A 15,488-nucleotide genomic window follows, 5' to 3' on the forward strand; every position below is an offset into this window, starting at 1 on the left:
CCTTCACTCGGCGGCGTCGTGGACGAGGATCGCGACCTGCACCCGGTTCTCGACGCCGAGCTTCATGAACAGCCGCCCGACGTGGGTCTTGACGGTGGGTACGCCCATGAAGAGTTCGGCCGAGATCTCGGCATTGCTCAGCCCGCGCCCGACGGCTTCGGCGACCTCGCGCTCTCGTTCGGTGAGCGAGGCGAGCCGGGCACGGGCGTCGGTGCGTTCGCTGGTGCTGGAGTTCGGACCCGCGACGGCAGCGATGAGCTGCGCGGTGACACTGGGCGACAGCATCGGCTGGCCCGAGGCGACCGTCTTGATCGCCTCGACGAGACGGGCCGGGGGAGTGTCCTTGAGCATGAACCCCGCAGCTCCCAGTCGCAGGGCCCGCAGGACCATGTCGTCGGCGTCGAACGTGGTGAGGACGATGACCTTGAGTGACGGATCGCCGCTCAGGAGAGCCTCGGTCGCACTCAGGCCGTCACGCACCGGCATACGGATGTCCATGAGGACCAGGTCTGCACCCGACTCGGGCACCACGGTGAGCGCCTCCTCGCCGTTGGTCGCCTCGACCACCACCGTGATGCCGGAGTTGCCGCCGAGCATCATGCGCAGCGCCGCGCGCACCATGGGGTCGTCGTCGACGATGGCCAACCGGATGGAGGCTGCAGGGTCACTCACGCCTGCCACGGTAACCATGCCTCGACGACAAAGCCGCCGGCGGCCTCCGGTCCGTGCCGAAGGCGTCCGCCTGCAAGCCCAACGCGCTCGTCGAGACCGATGAGTCCCAGGCCGGAGTCCGGCAGATCCAACTGGCGCGTGCCGACCGGTGCCGCGTTGCGGATGGTGATCGACAGGCCGTCGTCAGGGTTCCCGGACAGGGTCGCCGTGACCGAGGTGCCCGGCGCGTGTTTGCGCGCGTTGGTCAGTGCCTCCTGGACGATCCGGTATGCCGTTCGCGCGCGACCGTCGGACAGCTCGCCCGTGATGGCCTCCTCGAGGCTGACACGCATGCCGCTCGCACGCTCCTCCTCGACCAGGCGGGCGATGTCGGCGATGACCGGCTGAGGTTGCTCGGGCGCGGCATCCGTGGGGACCATGGGGTCGCGGAGGACTCCGAGGACGTCACGCAGGTCACGCAGGGCCTGATGGGCGTTGTCCTCGATCGTCCTGGCCGCGGTCGCCTGCTCCTCGGGAGTGAGGTCCGTGCGATAGCTCAAAGCACCGGCGTGCATGGCGACGAGTGAGATCCGGTGTGCGAGAACGTCATGCATCTCCCGCGCGATGCGGGTGCGCTCCGACGACTGGGCCTGGGCCACTCGTGCCTGCTGTTCGCGTTCGGCGGTGAGGGCGCGCTCGCGCAAGGAGTCCATGAGGTTGCGTTGGGAGCCCATGGCGTAGCCGATGGCGAGGACGATCCCGACGACGAGGGCGCCGACGAGCAGCGATGCCCACAGGGGCAGGTCGTCCTCGCCCGGATAGAAGCGCTCCTGCACGATCCCTGCGGCCACATTGAGCGGGAAGAGCACCGCGACCAGTCGCCAGCGGTGTCGAGAGGCAGCCGAGCCGACGGCCCAGGTGGCTGGCCCCACGCTGACTGCCGACACGAACGAGAACATCGAAGTGATGATCGCGACGGGGCCTGGCCAACGATGCCGGAACCGGATGAGGACGAACGAGATCAGTCCGAGCACCGTGTCGCCGATGAAGAGCCACACCGTGATCGGGGCGTCGTCGATGTTGGCTTCGCTCATGGTGAAGGCGACCGCCACCCACGCCCCGACACTGATCAGCACTGCCAGCGCATAGCGCCACATCGAGCTCATGCGGCTCGTGGTGATCGGGGTGGAGTCGGGCATGTGGCCGAGCCTAGGCAGGGAAGACCTCGACGTGCGTCAGACCACGGACTGCGATCGGTGTGCGGACGGCATACCAAAGTTGTATGCCGGTCGGGACCGGCGACCGATGTGCGCGCCCTCGGGCGCGGACCAGAGTGGTCACCATGATCACAGTCGAGAACCTCACGAAGCGCTATGGCGGCTTCACCGCCGTGAACGACATCTCCTTCGAGGTCCGTCCCGGGAGCGTCGTCGGATTCCTCGGACCCAATGGTGCGGGCAAGTCCACCGCGATGCGGATGATGACGGGCCTCACACCGGTGACGAGCGGTCGCTCGACCATCCTGGGCAAGCCCTACCGCGACCTCCACAACCCCGGGAGCCAGGTCGGCGTCATGCTCGACGCCTCCGCGCAGCACCCCGGCCGCACCGGCCGCGAGGTCTTGCGCCTCGCCGGGATCCAGATCGGCGTGCCCAAGTCGCGTGTCGAAGAGGCCCTCGCCATCGTCGGCCTCACGGATGAAGAGGCCAGTCGGCGGGTCCGCAACTACTCGCTCGGCATGCGCCAGCGGCTCGGCCTTGCGTCGGCGCTCCTGGGCCAGCCCGAGGTGCTCATCCTCGACGAGCCCGCGAATGGCCTCGACCCGCAGGGAATCCACTGGATGCGTGGTCTGCTTCGCGGCTTCGCTGACGGTGGCGGCACGGTGCTCCTGTCGAGCCACCTGCTCCACGAGGTGCAGGTCATCGCCGACGACCTCGTCATGATCGGCCGCGGCGAGATCGTCGCCATGGGCACCAAGGACGAGCTGCTCAGTCGCGGGGGCACCACCGTGCGCTCATCGGACAACCGCGCCCTGCTCGCCGCTCTCCAGCGCGCCGGGGTCACCGCCAACGACATCTCGTCCGGCCTCGTCGTCGACGCCGAACCCGGTGTCGTCGGCCAGATCGCTCTCGATGAGCGCATCGTCCTCCTCGAGCTCCGCTCCGGCGGCGCGGAAGGACTCGAGGAGATGTTCCTCAGCCTCACCGCCGCCACGTCACGCGAAGGAACTGCAGCATGACCACCACCGACACCCGCACCCCGGCAGTCGACCCCGCGTCGGCCGCCCGCCCCGTCCCGACACCAGGCCAGGACGGACGCCCCGGCGTCCCGCTGTCCCGCCTGATCAACGTAGAACTGCGCAAGATGGTCGACACCAGAGCAGGCCGTTGGATGCTCATCGTCATGTCGGCGATCTCGCTCGTCGTCGTGACCGTCCTCCTCATCTGGGGGGAGGCGGACGAGATGACCTACGGAACCTTCCTCGGGTTCACGTCGCTGCCGCTGGTCATGCTCCTGCCGATCGTAGGCATCATGGCGGCGACGGCCGAGTGGAGCCAACGCACCGGACTCGTGACGTTCACCCTCGAGCCGCGACGCGGCCGGGTCATCGTCGCCAAGATCGTGGCAGCGGTGATCCTCGGACTCATCGTCACCGCAACGGCATTCGCTGCCTCGGCTTTGGCCAACGTCATCGGTGGCGGCGTGGCTGGCGGCGACGGCACATGGGACGTCACCTGGACCGTGGCTGTTGGAGTCATCGTCGCTTTTGCGATCTATGTGTTGCAGGGACTGGCGTTCGGGTTCGTCTTCCTCAACACGCCCTTCGCCATCGTTGCTTCCCTGCTTCTGCCGACCCTGTGGACCGTGGCGACAAGCTTGGTCCAGGCGCTCCAGGAGCCAAGCAAGTGGCTCGACCTCAACCAGGTCACCGGCCCCCTCTTCGAGGGCACGATGACCGGTGAGAACTGGGGTCAGCTCGCGACCTCGTTCGGGGTCTGGGTCCTGCTGCCCCTGGTCATCGGGTCCTACCGGGTGATGCACCGCGAGGTGAAGTAGCCAGCAACCAGGCGCTGCCCAGCAGGGTGAGGCAGCGCAGATGACGGACGCTCTCGGCGGAGGGTGCTCGGTGGGAGGTCAGGGGCCCACTGAGCACTCCCCACCGGGGGCGTCCGTCGTTCGCGGGTTCAGGTGATGGTGGCGCGCAGCTCACGGGCGAGCACCTTGCCCGTGGCGTTGCGGGGGAGCTCCTCGAGGAAGTGCACCTCGCGCGGCACGCAGTGGCGGGCCCGGTGGGCCCTGACGTGGGCCTTGACCTCGTCCGCGGAGAGATCCGCGCCCTCGATGAGTGCGATGAACACCGCGAGGCGCTGACCGAACTCCGGGTCGGGCACGCCGACGACCGAGACCTCGCGCACGGCGGGGTGGTCGATGAGGAGCGACTCGACCTCGATCGGATAGACGTTCTCGCCGCCGCTGACGATCATGTCGTCGTCACGGCCGTCGACATACAGCAGGCCGTCCTTCTCGTGGCCCATGTCGCCGGTGGACACGAGACCGTCGACGAAGTCCTTGGTCGCCCCCGAGGTGTAGCCCTCGAAGACGAGCTCGTTGCCGCAGAAGATCCGACCGGTCTCGCCGGGCGACACCTCACGGTTGTCGGCGTCGAGGATCCTGACGACGGTGCCGATGGGCGGTGTGCCCGCGGTGTCGGGGTCACGGCGCATGTCCTCAGGTGTCGCGATGCAGATCCAGGACGCCTCGGTCGAGCCATAGAGGTTGTAGAGCACGTCGCCGTACTCGTCCATGAACTTCGTCGTGAACCCGTGGGGATAGGCCGACCCGGACGTCGCGACGACCCGCAGGTTCTTGCGGCGAGCCCTGCCGCCGGGGTCAGCCGGCAGCTCCATCATCCGCTGGAGCATCACGGGGATGGCGAACATCGCGTGACACTCCTTCATCTCCAGGGTGTCCTTGGCCGACTGCGGATCGAAGCGACGCTGGAGCACGATCGTGGCCCGCAGGGCAAAGCTCAGCTGCATCGCGGCATACCCCCACGTGTGGAAGATCGGCGCGCTGATGAGGATGCGGTCCAGGGCCCGCAGGGGGATCCGCTCGATGATCGAGATGAGCGGGCCGAAGCCACCGGGGGTCTTGCGGGCGGCGCCCTTGGGGGTGCCGGTCGTCCCCGACGTGAGGATGATCGTGCGCCCACCCCTGGCTGGGGGATCCAGCTTGGTCGGGTCAGGCGCCGCGTCGAGCTCGGCCACCCAATCGCCCTCGCGGATGACGGCGATGGCGGCGGGCAGTTCGCCGACCACGCCGTCGAACTCATCGTCGTGGATGAGGGCGGTGAGTTCCTGCTGTTCCGCGACGAGCGCGAGTTGGCCAGCGGACAGGCCGGTGTTCATGAGGACGAGGTCGACGCCGATCGCGGATGCGCCGGTCATGATCTCGATGGCGCCGACGTGGTTGCGGGCGAGGAGGCCGAGACGCTGTCCGGGCTGGAATCCCCTGGCACGCAACAGTTCTGAGACCTGCTCGGAGCCTCTGAGCAGTTCGGCATAGGTGACCGGGCCGCGTTGTTCGTCGATGACGGCGACCTGCTTGGGGCTGCGGTGGGCCGCCTGGCGGAGCTCGCCGGCGAGGCCGAAGCCCCATTTGTGGAGGGCCCGGAGCTGGCTGACCTGGCGATGGGGCGGGCCAGGCGCGAGCATGCCGCGCTTGGCCATCACGCTCCCGACGGTGAGGAGGCTGATCGACATGATCAGGCCTTGGGGGTGTCGAACCAGTTCTGGAAGGCCATGGCCGCGCTGAGGTCACCGCGGGCCTTGATCTTGCCCATCATCACCATCATCGTCGGGTTGCCGGCTCCGGTGATGAGCTTTGCGAACTCGGCCGGGCCGAGCATGATCGAGGTCTTGGGCTCTTCGGTCGGGTCCTTCTCGACCGAACACGCGCCGTCCTTGACGACGACGGCGTAGGTGTCGTCACTCCCACCGGGGCCGCCCGTGATGCGCCAGTTGACGCGAGCGTCGGCGCCCTTGGCCTTCTCGGGGTTGAAGAGCGTGGGGAAGCGGTCGAAGATCGCATCGAGGATGGCCTGGCGGTGATCGCCGCCCATGAGCTCGTTGATCTCCTTGTCGGAGAGCGTCTTGACGGTGGCTGCGAAAGCGGCCGGGTCCATCGTGGCAAAGGTCGTGGGGTCGATGTCAGTCATCGTGGGGCTTCTCCTCATTGAAGTACGTGGGATCGCGATCGACCCTACTTGTGGGTAGGTAGGTCGACAAGGAGCGGACTGCAGTGCCCCCGGTCACACCGTGGGTGAGGATTCACCCATGAATCGTGAGTCCCATCTCGAGGCACTGACCGCTGCGATCGATCGGCTCGCCGCAGATGCAGCCGCTGGAGGCCTCGACACACCCGTCCCGACCTGCCCCGGATGGACCGTGCGAGAGTTGCTCGCCCATCAGGGTGCAGTCCACCGCTGGGCCACGGCCAACATCGTGGGTGACCACGAGCACGCGCGCACCACGGAGCCCTTCAAGCAGGAGGGACTGGCTCAGGTCGATCCGGTCCGATGGCTGGCGGACGGTGGCGCGGCTCTCGTCACTGCGCTCGAGTCCGCGCCTGCTGACCTCGAGGCGCTGGTCTTCCTCAAGGACGCACCGTCCGCGCGAGAGTTCTGGACGCGGCGTCAGTGCCACGAGACGACGATCCACGCGGTCGACGCACGTGCCGCACAAAGCGGGCGTATGCCGTCCGCTCACCTCACCGAGATCTCCTCACCTGTCGCTGGCGACGGGATCGACGAGCTGCTCACCGGCTTCCTGCCGCGGGCGAAGTACCAGCTGCGCAGCGAGGTGCCGCTGCGAATCGCGGTGCGCCCCAGCGACGTTGACCAGGCGTGGATCGTCGAGGTGAGCGCCGAGCCACTGGTCAGCACGCGGCATACGCCGGATGCGGTGGAGCTCGACGACGTCGAGGCGACGTTCAGCGGCTCGGCGGTCGAGCTCTATCTCGGGCTGTGGAACCGCGGTGACGAGCTCGTATCCGATGACGCGGCCATGCTCGCGCGCTGGCGTGAGCTCGCCCGCGTCATCTGAGCCATAACCCCGACGTGACTGCCATGGGGCCAGACGCGCGGTAGCTCGCGCGTGTGGCCCCATGTGGCGGCCCTGGGTCGGGTCAGGCCTTCTTGGCGGCCTTCTTCGCCGTCGTCTTCTTGGCCGCGGTCTTCTTTGCAGCGGTCTTCTTGGTCGCGGCCTTCTTCACCGTCTTCTTGGCGGCGCGCTTGCGGGTCGTCGGACCCTTGGCGCGCTTGTCGGCCAGCATCTCGAACGCGCGAGCCGCCGTCATCGTCTCGAGATCGTCGTCGCGGCGCAGGGTCGTGTTGGTCTCGCCGTCGGTGACGTACTCGCCGAAGCGACCGTCCTTGACGACGACCGGCTTGCCCGACACGGGGTCGGGACCGAACTCCTTGAGTGGCGGCTTGGCGGCAGCCCGGCCACGTTGCTTGGGCTGGGCATAGATTGCTTCCGCCTGCTCGAGCGTGATGTCGAAGAGCTGCTGCTCGGTCTCGAGCGAGCGCGAGTCGGTGCCCTTCTTGAGGTAGGGGCCGTAGCGACCGTTCTGCGCGGTGATCTCCACCTGCACTGACGTCTCCTTGCCGTCCTCGCCGGTGACCTTGTCGGTGGTGAGACCGACGACACGGGGGAGGGAGAGCAGCTTGAGTGCAGTGTCGAGGTCGAGCGTCGCCAGGTCCATGTCGGCAAAGAGCGAGGCCGTGCGCGGCTTGACCTTGGCCTTGCCTCGCGACTTCGTCGCACCCGAGACGTCCGCTGGGTCTTGGGACAAGACCTCGGTCACGTAGGGCCCATAGCGTCCCGACTTCGCGATGATGTCGCGGCCGGTCTCCGGCTCCTGGCCGAGCACGCGACCGTCGTCGGCGGCGGTCGCGAGCAGCTCACGCGCCTTCTCGGGCGTCATCTCGTCGGGCGCGATGTCGTCGTTGATCGTCGCGCGGCGAGGAGTCGCAGGCTTGTCGGAGGAGTCGGCACCATCGGCACCGGAGTCGCCCTCGGAAGTCGAAGGAGCGGCATACGCCTCAGAGACCTCGCCGGTGACGGGGTCGACACCGGCGGGTGCGACCTCCTCGACGTATGGGCCGTAGCGACCGACGCGCACGACGATGCCGTCACCGATGTCGATCGTCGAGATGGCGCGGGCGTCGATGTCACCGAGGTCCGCGACGAGGTCACGCAGGCCTTCGCTGGAGCTTGCCTCGTCGCCGAAGTAGAAGCGCTTGAGCCAGGTGGTGCGCTCGGCGTTGCCGCCGGCGATCTGGTCGAGGTCCTCCTCCATGGACGCGGTGAAGTCGTAGTCGACGAGCCGGGTGAAGTGCTCCTCCATGAGGCGCGTCACCGCGAAGGCGAGCCAGGACGGCACGAGCGCGTTGCCGCGGTTCGAGACGTAGCCGCGGTCCTGGATCGTGCCGATGGTGGAGGCGTAGGTCGACGGGCGACCAATACCCTTCTCCTCCATGGCTTTCACGAGCGTGGCCTCGGTGTAGCGGGCGGGCGGTGACGTGTCGTGCCCGTCGGCCTCGGCACGGATGACCTTGAGTGCGGTGCCCTCGCCCAGGCGGGGGAGGCGACGCTCCTCGTCGGCGTTCGCGTTGCGCTGCTCGTCACGGCCTTCTTCGTATGCCGCGAGGAAGCCTCGGAACGTGATGACCGTTCCGCTGGCGGAGAACTCGACCCGCTCTGCGGGCGCCTCGCGATCGAGGGTGGCACCGAGCTTGACGGTCGCCGTCGAACCCTTGGCATCGGCCATCTGCGAGGCGATGGTGCGCTTCCAGATCAGCTCATAGAGGGCGAATTCATCGCCGCGGATCTCGCCTGCGACCTGGGCCGGGGTGCGGAAGCGGTCACCGGCGGGGCGGATGGCCTCGTGGGCCTCCTGTGCGTTCTTGACCTTCTTGGCGTAGTTGCGCGGTGCGTCAGGGACATAGTCGCCGCCGTAGAGGTCGCGCGCCTGCTGGCGGGCAGCGGTGAGTGCGGACTGCGACAGCGCGGTGCTGTCGGTACGCATGTAGGTGATGTAGCCGTTCTCGTAGAGACGCTGCGCGACCCGCATCGCGTTCTTGCTGCTGAGGCGCAGCTTGCGCGAGGCCTCCTGCTGGAGGGTGCTCGTCGTGAACGGCGCGCTGGGGCGGCGGGTGTAGGGCTTCTCGCTGACGTTGGTGACCGTGACGTCGGCGGCCATGACCGCGTGGGCGATGCCGGTGGCGGCGGCCTCGTCGAGGTGCGCGACCTCGCCCTTGAGCCGACCATCGTCACCGAAGTCACGACCGGTGGCGACGCGCTTGCCGTCGACCGAGGACAGGCGAGCCGTGAAGGCGGAGGACTCGGAGTCGGGCGTGAATTCGCCCTCGACGTCCCAGTAGTTCGCCGACCGGAAGGCCATGCGCTCGCGCTCACGCTCGACGACGATGCGGGTCGCGACGGACTGCACGCGGCCGGCGGAGAGGCCCGCCTTGACCTTGCGCCACAGGACCGGCGAGATCTCGTAGCCGTAGAGACGGTCGAGGATGCGGCGGGTCTCCTGGGCGTCGACGAGGGCGGTGTCGAGGTCGCGGGTGTTGGCCGCGGCACGCTGGATCGCTTCCTTGGTGATCTCGTGGAAGACCATGCGCTTGACCGGGACCTTGGGCTGCAGGGTCTCGAGGAGGTGCCACGCGATGGCCTCGCCCTCGCGGTCCTCATCTGTTGCCAAATACAACTCAGTAGAGCTCTTCAGTGCCTTCTTGAGCTCGGCGACCTTCTTCTTCTTGTCGGCGTCGACGACGTAGTAGGGCTCGAAGTCGTTGTCGACGTCGACACCGAAGCGGCCGAAGGGGCCCTTCTTCATGTCGGCGGGCATCTCCGACGGGGTGGGGATGTCGCGGATGTGGCCGACGGACGCCTCAACGATCCAGTCGGGGCCGAGATAGCCGGCGATGGTCTTGGCCTTCGCGGGTGACTCGACGATGACGAGCTTGCGGCCCGTGCTGGTCGGACTCATGGCGTACCTGTCCTTTGCTGATCACCTCGTGCAGCGGATTCGTCGCTGCTCCGACGAGGGAACGACAAGGACGGTACAGGTAGGGGTCAGTTCGTCGTTTCGAGGCCCAACACCTCGGACAGTCGGGCGCGCATCACATCGCGGTTGGGACTGACGCCGTGCCACAGCTCGATCGCGACCGCGCCCTGGGCAACGAGCATGCCCAGTCCGTCGAGGGTCTGCGCCCCGCGTTGCGCTGCCGCGCGCAGGTATGCCGTGTGCGGTGGATTCGGGATGACGTCGGCTACCAGCAGATCGGGTCTGAGGCTGTCGAGGTCGATGTCGATGAGGGCCTCGGCGTCACCCAGCCCGACCGACGTGGCGTTGACGACGACATCGGCACTGGCGGGGACGGCATACGCGCTGGTCCACGGCCGGAAGTCCGCTTCGGCGTCGGTGCGCTCTGCGACGAGGGTGGCGAGCGATTCGGCGCGCCCGACGCTGCGGTTGACGATGGTGATATGACCGGCACCGGCGAGCGCCATCTCGATGGCGATGGCCCGGCCGGCCCCGCCCGCACCGAGGACGACCACATGGGTGCCGCCCGGGTGGCGCAGCTCGCGCAACGCCTCGACGAAGCCGCGACCGTCGGTGTTCTCGCCGATGAGGCCACCGTCGCGTGCCACGACACAGTTCACCGCACCGATGAGCTCGGCCGACTCGCCGAGCCCGTCGAGGTGGTCGATGACCGCGACCTTGTGCGGCATCGAGCAGTTGAACCCCACCCAGCCCATGGCCCGGGCGCCGATGATCGCGTCGGCGAGGTCGGCGGAGGCCACGTCGCAGTTGACGTAGCGGGCGTCGAGCCCGGCTGCCGCGTAGGCCGCCTCCATCATCGCGACCGTCGGGTTGTCATCCGCCGGGGTGGAGAAGGACCCGGACAGCACGCTGAGGAAGCTCTTGGACATGACTCACCCTCCCACCGGGAAGGTGCGTTGGCCATGGAACGGGAGCGTGCGGCATACCCGCTGGCGGTTCAGGGAATGATGAGCGACTTGCCCTGTGCGTGGAACTCGCCCTGTCGACGCAGGACCTCGGGCGCGTCCTCGAGGGACCAACGCTGCTCGATGAGGGGCTCGAGTCGCCCGGCGGAGACCTGCTCGGCGAGCCAGGCCTGGTCGGCCACGCTGCGTGACGCGACCTTGAACGCGGGTGCCTTCTCACCGGTGAAGGCGAAGTAGAGCGGGACGCTCAGCATGCGGGGCATGGGCTTGACCCACTTGGTCTTGGGGGCCGTGATCGACACGTAGGTGCCACCCTTGACGAGGAGTTTGCGGCAGTCGCGCAGGGGCAGCGTCCCGGCGTTGTCGAAGAAGACGTCGAACCGGTCGCCGAGATCGCGGACGTCCTCTCGGGTGTAGTCGATGACGCGGTCCGCGCCACCGGCCAGGGCGGCGTCGACATTGCGAGTGCTGCACACCGCGGTGATGTGGCTGGCTCCGAGGATCTTGGCGAGGCGCACGGCGAAGCTGCCCACTCCACCCGACGCACCGGCGATGAGGACTCGTTGTCCGTCCCGCAGGTTGCCCCAGTCGCGCAGGCCCTGGAGTGCGGTCTCGGCGGCGACCCCCAACGTGGTGGCCTGCTCGCGCGAGACACCGTCGGGCAGGGGGAGCCACCAGTCCTCTGGTGCCAGGGCGTACTCGGCGAAGCCGCCGCCGTCGATCTCACCGAAGACCTGGTCGCCGACGTGGTGGAGGGTCACGCCCTCACCGACCGCGACCACCTCGCCGGAGGCGTCAGCGCCCGGGACCTGTCGCTTGGGCCGGCGCAGGCCGAGGCTCGGTCGGGCAAACATCGGCAGGCCGGTGAGGTAGTGCCAGTCGAGCGCGTTGACCGAGGCCGCGCGAACCCGGACGAGGACCTCGCCGGCGGCCGGCTGTGGTGTGGGGACAGTCCGCACCGACACGACCTCCTCGGGGGCGTCGTAGCGCTCATGGAATGCCGAGCGCATCGTCGCGGGGACGGATGTTGCGGCGTGCTCTCCGGCGGGGGACTGGGCGGTGGGGGTCTGCGTTGACTCGGTCATGACGTTCTCCAGTGGCTCAGCGACGGCGGGGCTCGCCGACTACTTACGCTGTAAGGTAGGGCTTACGGCGTAAGTACGTCAATGGCCCAAACGGATACGATGCGCACCGACAGGAGGACACCGTGACCAACCCCGCGAGACGCACCGCTGGCAGCCGCGCCACCCGCAGGCCCCTCAGCCGTGACCGGGTGCTCCGTCGCGCCGTGAAGCTCGCCGACACCTCCGGGCTGGAGGCCGTCTCGATGCGTCGGCTGGGCACCGACCTCGGCGTCGAGGCGATGTCGCTCTACAACCACGTGGCCAACAAGGAGGCGCTCCTGGACGCCATGGTCGAGCACGTCGGGGCCGAGCTCAACGCGGAGATGGGCGAGCTTGCCGCCGAGGCAGCCATCGACCCGGCACAGGACTGGAAGAGCGCGCTGAGAGCCCGCGCCCTGGCCGCACGCGTCGTCATGCTGCGACACCCCTGGATGCCGACCGTGCTGCAATCCCGCACCACGATGAGCCTCGAGGTCATCCGCTACTTCGACGGTGTCGTCGCGATCCTCATGGCCGGCGGGTTCGGCCACGACCTCACCCACCACGCGCTCCACGCCCTCGGCAGTCGCGTCCTCGGCTTCAGCCAGGAGCTCTTCGACCCGGGCGATGGCAGCGAGGACAACTCCGAGGAGGTCCTCGCCCAGATGGCCGAGCTCGTGCCCCACCTCGTGGCGATGCTGGCGAACGCCGCCCACACCGACGGCCCCGAGCAGACGCTCGGGTGGTGCGATGACCAGACCGAGTTCGAGTTCGGGCTCGACGTCACCCTCGACGGCCTCGAACGCCGCCACCCCAGCAAGGCCTGACGGACGCGGAAGGCGAGCGGGCGGCATACGCCGCACTGTTGTGTTCTGGTCGTGAATGCGACTTGACCCTCACGCGACGTGAGGCAGGACGGTTGTTCCATGAAGACACAGACTGCGATGCGTGAAACTACTGGCGTGGATGAACTGCTCACGGTGGGACAGGTGGCGCAGACCTTCGGGGTGACGGTGCGAACGCTGCACCACTACGACGAGGTCGGGCTGCTGAGCCCGTCGGAGCGTTCACGCGCCGGCTATCGCCTCTACACCCCGGACGACCTGGAGCGCCTGGCGACGATCGTCACCTATCGGCGGCTGGACCTGCCCCTCGACGAGGTGGCGGCCCTGCTCCGCGGTGACGGCTCGACTCTCGAGCACCTTCGCCGCCAGCGCGACGCGGTCATGGACAAGGTCGAGGAGCTGCACGGGCTCATCGACGCGATCGATCGAGCACTGGAGAGAGAGATGAACGAGCAGCCGGCAACCCGCGAGGACCTCAAGGAGATCTTCGGCGACGGGTTCAAGGACGAGTACCAGGACGAGGCGCAGGAGCGTTGGGGCGAGACCGATGCCTGGAAGCAGTCGGCTCGTCGGACCAAGAACTACACGGTCGCGGACTGGGAGAAGGTCAAGACCGAGTCGGCCGCGGTCAACGACGCGTTCGTCGCGGCGCTACGGGCGGGCCTGCCGGCGACGTCGCCCGAGGCGATGGACGCCGCCGAGGAGCATCGGGTCCAGATCGACACGTGGTTCTACGACTGCACGCACGACTTCCAGCGCAACCTCGCCGACATGTATGTCGCCGACCCGCGCTTCACGAAGACGTACGAGGACATCGCACCGGGACTCGCGGTCTATGTGCGGGAGGCGATCCACGCGAACGCCGACCGCCACGCCTGAGTCCCCACTTTTGCTCCCCATGGTGGTTTCTGAGGGATCCGGAGGGTTTATCGCCCTCCGGATCCTTCAGTTTCCTTCCGGTCGCCGGGGCAGCGGCGTATGCCGTCCGCTCGCCAAGTGAGTACGTCGGGTTCGCCTGTCCTCGCGCTCGCCTAGGCTTGGGCGCGTGACACAGGGACTCTTCATCGCCTTCGAGGGCGGCGACGGCGCGGGCAAGTCGACCCAAGTGCGTCTGCTCGCGGCTGCCCTCGAGGATCTGGGGCGTGAGGTCGTCGTGACGCGGCAGCCCGGCGGGACGCCTCTGGGTGCCCAGATCCGTGACCTCGTCCTGCACGGCGACCATGTGTCATCGCGGGCCGAGGCCCTGCTCTTTGCCGCGGACAAGGCGCACCACGTCGACCAGCTCATCCGCCCGTCGATGGACCGGGGAGCCGTCGTCATCACCGACCGCTACACCGACTCGGCCGTCGCCTATCAGGGCGCAGGCCGGGACCTCGGTGCTCTCGAGGTGCACAACCTGCAGATGTGGGCAGTCGGTTCGCTGGTGCCTGACCTGACCGTCATTGTCGACGTGAGTGCGCAGGAGGGGCGTCGTCGTCGTGGCGAGGTCCACGACCGCCTCGAGGCCGAGGCCGACACCTTCCACGACGCCATCCGCCACCACTACCTCGCCATGGCCCAAGGGTCACCGGAGCGCTACCTCGTCGTCGACGGCACGACCGCGCCTGACGAGATCCACGCGGCCGTCTTGGGGCGGCTCGAGTCGTCGGGTCTGCTCGAAGGTGGGGGCGCATGAGCGTCTGGCGCGACGTCATCGGGCAGGACCCGGCCATCGCGACCCTGTCGCGCGCCGTGGCCGACCCGGCTGCGATGACCCACGCGTGGCTGTTCACCGGTCCGCCGGGTTCCGGTCGTTCGGTGGCGGCGCGCGCCTTCGCGGCCGCACTGCAGTGTCCGCAGGGCGGGTGTGGCGAGTGCCGTGAGTGCCGGACCGCGGCCGACGGCACCCATGCCGATGTCGACGTCATCGCGACCGAAGGTCTCTCGATCAAGGTCGAGCAGGCCCGTGACCTTGTCGGACTCGCGGCCCACCGCCCGTCGGTCGGTCGCTTCCGCGTGATCATCGTCGAGGACGCCGACCGGCTCACCGAGCGTGCCGCCGACGCTCTGCTCAAGGCGTTGGAGGAGCCGGTTCCGCGCACGGTGTGGATGCTGTGCGCACCCTCGGTCGAGGATGTCATCATCACGATCCGCTCGCGCTCGCGGCAGGTGCGCCTGCGCACCCCGTCGGTCGAGGCGGTGGCTGACCTGCTCGTGCGTCGCGATGGCGTCGATCCACCGATGGCCATGTATGCCGCCCGCGCGGCTCAGTCGCACGTCGGCCTTGCGCGTCGGTTGGCTCGCGACGAGCACGCCCGCATCCGCCGGCACGACGTCATCACCCTCGCGTCCAAGATCCGCACCGTCGGCGACGCGATCGACGCAGCCTCCGACCTGTCGACGATCGCCACCGAGGAGTCACAGGCGTCCTCGGCCGAACGTGACGCCGCCGAGAAGGCCAGGCTCCTGGAGATCCTGGGCGGCGACCCGTCGGCGCGAACCCAACCCCCGCACATCCGCTCTCAGGTGTCGTCCCTCGAGAAGGATCAGAAGGCCAGGGCCACGAGGTTCTCGCGAGACATGATGGACCGGGCACTCGTCGACCTGCTGTCGGTCTATCGCGACGCGCTGGTGCTGCACACCGGTGCTCAGACGGCCCTCGTCAACGAGGATGCCCGCCAGACCGTGCAGCAGGTCGCCCAAGTGCTCTCACCCGTGCGGGTGCTCGTGGCGATGGATGCGATCGGCACGGCGCGGGAGCGGATCGCCGCCAACGTCCAGCCGTTGCTCGCCCTCGAGGCGATGGCGCTCGAGCTCCGGCTGCCCCGCTGAAGTCGCATCGACCACGCAACGGGTGCACACGG

At 68.3% G+C, this 15,488-nt stretch carries 15 protein-coding genes; 7 read left to right on the forward strand and 8 right to left on the reverse strand.

The window, feature by feature from the left end; all coding sequences use genetic code 11:
* Window positions 1-3 precede the first annotated feature (3 nt).
* Genes V6K52_RS04145 through V6K52_RS04155 form a run of 3 tightly spaced genes read right to left on the reverse strand, consistent with a single transcriptional unit; the run spans window position 4 to window position 1,995 of the window.
* Complete coding sequence (locus tag V6K52_RS04145; protein WP_353952639.1) at window positions 4-672, reverse strand: response regulator transcription factor; 669 nt, start codon at window positions 670-672, stop codon at window positions 4-6.
* Window positions 669-1,850 (reverse strand): histidine kinase, encoded by a 1,182-nt coding sequence (locus V6K52_RS04150; RefSeq protein WP_353952640.1) that lies wholly within the window; start codon window positions 1,848-1,850, stop codon window positions 669-671. The genes V6K52_RS04145 and V6K52_RS04150 overlap by 4 nt, the downstream gene beginning before the upstream one ends.
* 10 nt (window positions 1,851-1,860) lie before the next feature.
* A complete protein-coding gene (locus V6K52_RS04155) occupies window positions 1,861-1,995 on the reverse strand; it encodes a hypothetical protein (RefSeq protein WP_353952641.1) in 135 nt (44 codons plus the stop codon).
* On the opposite strand from V6K52_RS04155, the gene V6K52_RS04160 reads away from it, so the two are divergent.
* Both V6K52_RS04160 and V6K52_RS04165 read left to right on the forward strand, forming a co-directional pair.
* On the forward strand, window positions 1,994-2,890 hold the full coding sequence (locus tag V6K52_RS04160; protein ID WP_353952642.1) for an ATP-binding cassette domain-containing protein: 897 nt from the start codon (window positions 1,994-1,996) through the stop codon (window positions 2,888-2,890). The two genes, V6K52_RS04155 and V6K52_RS04160, sit on opposite strands and share 2 nt — an antisense overlap.
* Window positions 2,887-3,708, forward strand: coding sequence for an ABC transporter permease (locus tag V6K52_RS04165; protein ID WP_353952643.1), 822 nt, complete (start codon window positions 2,887-2,889; stop codon window positions 3,706-3,708). The genes V6K52_RS04160 and V6K52_RS04165 overlap by 4 nt, the downstream gene beginning before the upstream one ends.
* A gap of 128 nt (window positions 3,709-3,836) precedes the next feature.
* Here the strand turns inward: V6K52_RS04165 and V6K52_RS04170 are convergent, their stop codons facing one another.
* Both V6K52_RS04170 and V6K52_RS04175 read right to left on the reverse strand, forming a co-directional pair.
* Window positions 3,837-5,414, reverse strand: a complete 1,578-nt coding sequence (locus V6K52_RS04170) for an AMP-binding protein (protein ID WP_353952644.1) — start codon at window positions 5,412-5,414, stop codon at window positions 3,837-3,839.
* A gap of 2 nt (window positions 5,415-5,416) precedes the next feature.
* On the reverse strand, window positions 5,417-5,869 hold the full coding sequence (locus V6K52_RS04175) for an SCP2 sterol-binding domain-containing protein (RefSeq protein WP_353952645.1): 453 nt from the start codon (window positions 5,867-5,869) through the stop codon (window positions 5,417-5,419).
* Between the two features lie 118 nt (window positions 5,870-5,987).
* Here V6K52_RS04175 and V6K52_RS04180 point away from each other — a divergent pair, with 118 nt between their 5' ends.
* Window positions 5,988-6,755: a maleylpyruvate isomerase family mycothiol-dependent enzyme gene (locus tag V6K52_RS04180; RefSeq protein ID WP_353952646.1), complete on the forward strand. Its 768-nt coding sequence runs from the start codon at window positions 5,988-5,990 to the stop codon at window positions 6,753-6,755.
* Between the two features lie 82 nt (window positions 6,756-6,837).
* Here the strand turns inward: V6K52_RS04180 and topA are convergent, their stop codons facing one another.
* The 3 genes from topA to V6K52_RS04195 all read right to left on the reverse strand — a co-directional run bounded on the left by topA (window position 6,838) and on the right by V6K52_RS04195 (window position 11,782).
* On the reverse strand, window positions 6,838-9,714 hold the full coding sequence (topA, locus tag V6K52_RS04185; protein WP_353952647.1) for a type I DNA topoisomerase: 2,877 nt from the start codon (window positions 9,712-9,714) through the stop codon (window positions 6,838-6,840).
* 86 nt (window positions 9,715-9,800) lie between these two features.
* Window positions 9,801-10,661 (reverse strand): shikimate dehydrogenase, encoded by an 861-nt coding sequence (gene aroE, locus V6K52_RS04190; protein ID WP_353952648.1) that lies wholly within the window; start codon window positions 10,659-10,661, stop codon window positions 9,801-9,803.
* 68 nt (window positions 10,662-10,729) lie between these two features.
* Window positions 10,730-11,782 carry an NAD(P)-dependent alcohol dehydrogenase gene (locus V6K52_RS04195; RefSeq protein WP_353952649.1) on the reverse strand — a complete coding sequence of 351 codons (1,053 nt, stop codon included), beginning with the start codon at window positions 11,780-11,782 and terminating at the stop codon, window positions 10,730-10,732.
* A 122-nt stretch (window positions 11,783-11,904) separates the two neighbouring features.
* Between V6K52_RS04195 and V6K52_RS04200 the strand changes: the two genes are divergently transcribed.
* From V6K52_RS04200 to V6K52_RS04215, 4 genes are all read left to right on the forward strand, one after another.
* Window positions 11,905-12,627, forward strand: coding sequence for a TetR/AcrR family transcriptional regulator C-terminal domain-containing protein (locus V6K52_RS04200; protein ID WP_353952650.1), 723 nt, complete (start codon window positions 11,905-11,907; stop codon window positions 12,625-12,627).
* A 99-nt stretch (window positions 12,628-12,726) separates the two neighbouring features.
* Entirely contained in the window at window positions 12,727-13,524 is a 798-nt protein-coding gene (locus tag V6K52_RS04205; RefSeq protein ID WP_353952651.1) for a MerR family transcriptional regulator, read from the forward strand.
* 166 nt (window positions 13,525-13,690) lie between these two features.
* Window positions 13,691-14,320 carry a dTMP kinase gene (gene tmk, locus V6K52_RS04210; protein WP_353952652.1) on the forward strand — a complete coding sequence of 210 codons (630 nt, stop codon included), beginning with the start codon at window positions 13,691-13,693 and terminating at the stop codon, window positions 14,318-14,320.
* Window positions 14,317-15,456, forward strand: a complete 1,140-nt coding sequence (locus V6K52_RS04215) for a DNA polymerase III subunit delta' (protein WP_353952653.1) — start codon at window positions 14,317-14,319, stop codon at window positions 15,454-15,456. Before tmk ends, V6K52_RS04215 begins: the two co-directional genes overlap by 4 nt.
* Window positions 15,457-15,488 lie beyond the last annotated feature (32 nt).

Source organism: Knoellia sp. S7-12 (assembly GCF_040518285.1).
Lineage (GTDB): Bacteria > Actinomycetota > Actinomycetes > Actinomycetales > Dermatophilaceae > Knoellia.